Here is a 2,918-nt window from a genome sequence, read left to right on the forward strand (position 1 = left end):
GATAGTTACAGCATAACTGCGCTTGCTGGCTGGGGGAAGATCCGCCCGAAAAAAAGCAGCCGGGAGACGGGTACGACTATTCCATCGAAATCTTCCTCCGCTCGAACAATCTCCCACCCCCAAAACCTACTGGGTACGAAGGACTTCTGATTGCCGAAAAAGAAGGCCGGCTGGTCAGCAAGAACACAGTACGACCTGGGTTAGAAGAATGGCGCGTCAAAAGACCGGATGGCTCACTCACTGGCCTGATCTATGCCGCGACTGATCTCGAAGGGACCGATGGCGACCACCCCACGGTTGGTTGCGCGGACGGAAGCAATCCAGGAAGCGACCGTTGCACCACCGGGTTCTACTTGCAGCCCGGCATCTTTGTCGGCATGCGTTTTCATCGCAAACACGGCCCTGACTGGCCGGAAATCTATCAAGAAACCGCTCGCGTTCTCCAACTCATCAAAAAAGCCAACTGATCATGATCACCCTCACTACCAGCGAACTCGACATTCTCACCCTCAAGAGCAATCAGGCGGCGGCCAAGCAAATCGGCTACTGGGAAATCTACACCTGGCTCGCCGACCTGCTCGAATATAAAGGCGTACCGAGTACCGACTCTGCTGTGCTCTGGCTGCGCGGCGCCACCGAAGCCAACGTCGGCCGGGGCGCCATGTCGGCGCTCATTCGCGCCTATAGCGATATGCAATATCAGCTGCGTTACAGCACCACCATCACACCGGACCAGATGCAAATCGCTTCGGATGCTGTCGCGAAGAATTTGATTGCCGACCTGCTCGGGGATAATCAACCCGTCGACGGCTGGCCCCGTGGCCAAGTCCCCGACATCACGCGGATCGCAGGCGCGGATGCGGTCGCCGTGGGTGAAATCTTGTTCGATAGTGACCCGAGCGACACTGCTGCTTCGAAAAAACAAAACGCCGCCTGGTCCGGCACCCTCCTGTTCAGCTTCCTTGGCAGCGACCAAACCAGCCGCCTCACCAGCACCGGCGCCAGCAGCGGTGTCGACACCCTCACCATCGCCGGCTACAACGACTTGCCAGCAACCGAAAGAAACGCCCTCAGGGAAGACTTCGTCCGTCGCATCCTCAACAACACCGATGCGCAAAACAACCGTCTCCCCTACGACCCAGACAAGCTCTCGCTGTGGGATCTGGCATCGAAGAGCTTTGTCGAACAGGCGACCGGCGATTTCCGGCTGATTGCCGAGAATGTTCCCGATTCGAGCATCCTCGAGCAGACGGAACTCAAAACGCTGCTGACGAAATCCCCCGACATCTTCGGCGATCAGCGAATCAACGGCTTCGAACTCCGGCATTTGATCGCGGCCGGCGGCGGCGAGCAAGCCATCGACTACATGCTCGCGAACGCCAAGGTGCAATCGATACTAAGCGAACTTTCAAACCAGAACCTCGAATCATTTAAACGCATGACCCCGGACGAAGTCGCACGGCAGTTGAATGACCCTTTGACATTCAACAGATTCCGCGACGAATTAGCCCTGCTCACCGAAGACCAACTCACCCGATTCAAGGCCGGCGTGAAGGTGGGTGAAGATGCGGCCAAGACCCTTGCCGCAAGCGGTGTCGGCAAGGCGTTGAACAAGCTGGGGCTGGTGTTCGTGGCTGTGAGCTTCTCGCTGGCCGCGTACGATGCTGAGGCCGCCAGCACCGCCGGTGACGACGAGAAAGCCAAGAACATCATGAAGGAATGGGCGGTCGATGCCGCAGGCTCCGAACTGGGCGGGATCATCGGCGCTGCAATCGGCGGCCTTCTCGTTGGGGTATTGGCGGTGGCAGGCGCCACGCTCTCGGTGCCGCTGGCGGGGGCAATTGTTGTCGGCGGCATGCTGGCCGGCGGCTACTTCGGCGCCGAAGGGGCGCTGAAGTTTTACCAAATTCTGGATGATCGCGATGAGAATGGCCAGCGCGATATCCTCGACCGGTTGTCGAAGCTGGTCTTCGGTGAGAACAGCCCGATTACCTCCTCGCTTCCCGCTGACCTCAATGGTAACGAGTACACCATCGACACCACCTTGAGCCGTGAAGAAATCGTAGCCAAAGCGAAGACCGACATCGCCTGGCGCTATGCGCTTCGGGAATTGAATCCGTTTGTTGTAACTGACATCTCCTACGACCGCCACAACACCGACAGCTCGCTCGATCTCTACGACGAGGCCACCGGCACCGGCAGCATGACCGAGCTGTACCTGCAGGATCGCGCTGCGATGCTGATGTGGAAGATGAAATACGACCGTGGCGAACTCGACGACAACGACATCCTGCGCAACGGCCCGAAATCCTATGACGAAGATTGGGACACCAGTGCCGTCGACGGCAACTGGGATTTCGTCGACATGGCCTCAAACACCACGCTGTCCATCGATGGCGTGGGCTTGAGCCTCTACGACCACCAGATCATTTTCGGAAGTGCGACCGGCGATACGATCAACGGCAGCGGAGACTATGACCATCTTTACGGAATGGCGGGTAACGATCAAATCGACGGCGGCAAAGGCGCCGACACCCTCCTCGGCGGCACCGGCGACGACACCCTCGAAGGCGGCCAGGGCAACGACCTCCTCAATGGCGGCCGCGGCGACGACACCTACGTCTTCGCCAGCGGCGACGGCGGAGACACCCTCACCGACCCCGACGCTCTGGGTGGCCGGATCCTCTTCGACAGCGACACCCTCAGCGGCGGCAAAGAAACCGCTGCCGGCACCGGCTTCTGGCGAAGCGCCGACAGGAAATACACCTACACCCGCAGCAGCGAGGCCGACGGCAGCCAGACCCTCCACATCGCCGCCGGCAGCGATCGCCTCGTCGTCAGGAACTTCACCGACGGCAAGCTCGGCATCACCCTCGACGCCGCCGACGAAGACGCCACGCCGACCCCCATCGAGCGCA

At 59.8% G+C, this 2,918-nt stretch carries 1 pseudogene; it reads left to right on the forward strand.

What is annotated here, in order from left to right:
• Positions 1-469: 469 nt before the first annotated feature.
• Positions 470-2,918, forward strand: a pseudogene (locus CAPSK01_RS15015) (hypothetical protein); the annotation flags it as partial.

The organism is Candidatus Accumulibacter vicinus, from assembly GCF_000584955.1.
GTDB classification, from domain to species: Bacteria; Pseudomonadota; Gammaproteobacteria; order Burkholderiales; family Rhodocyclaceae; genus Accumulibacter; species Accumulibacter vicinus.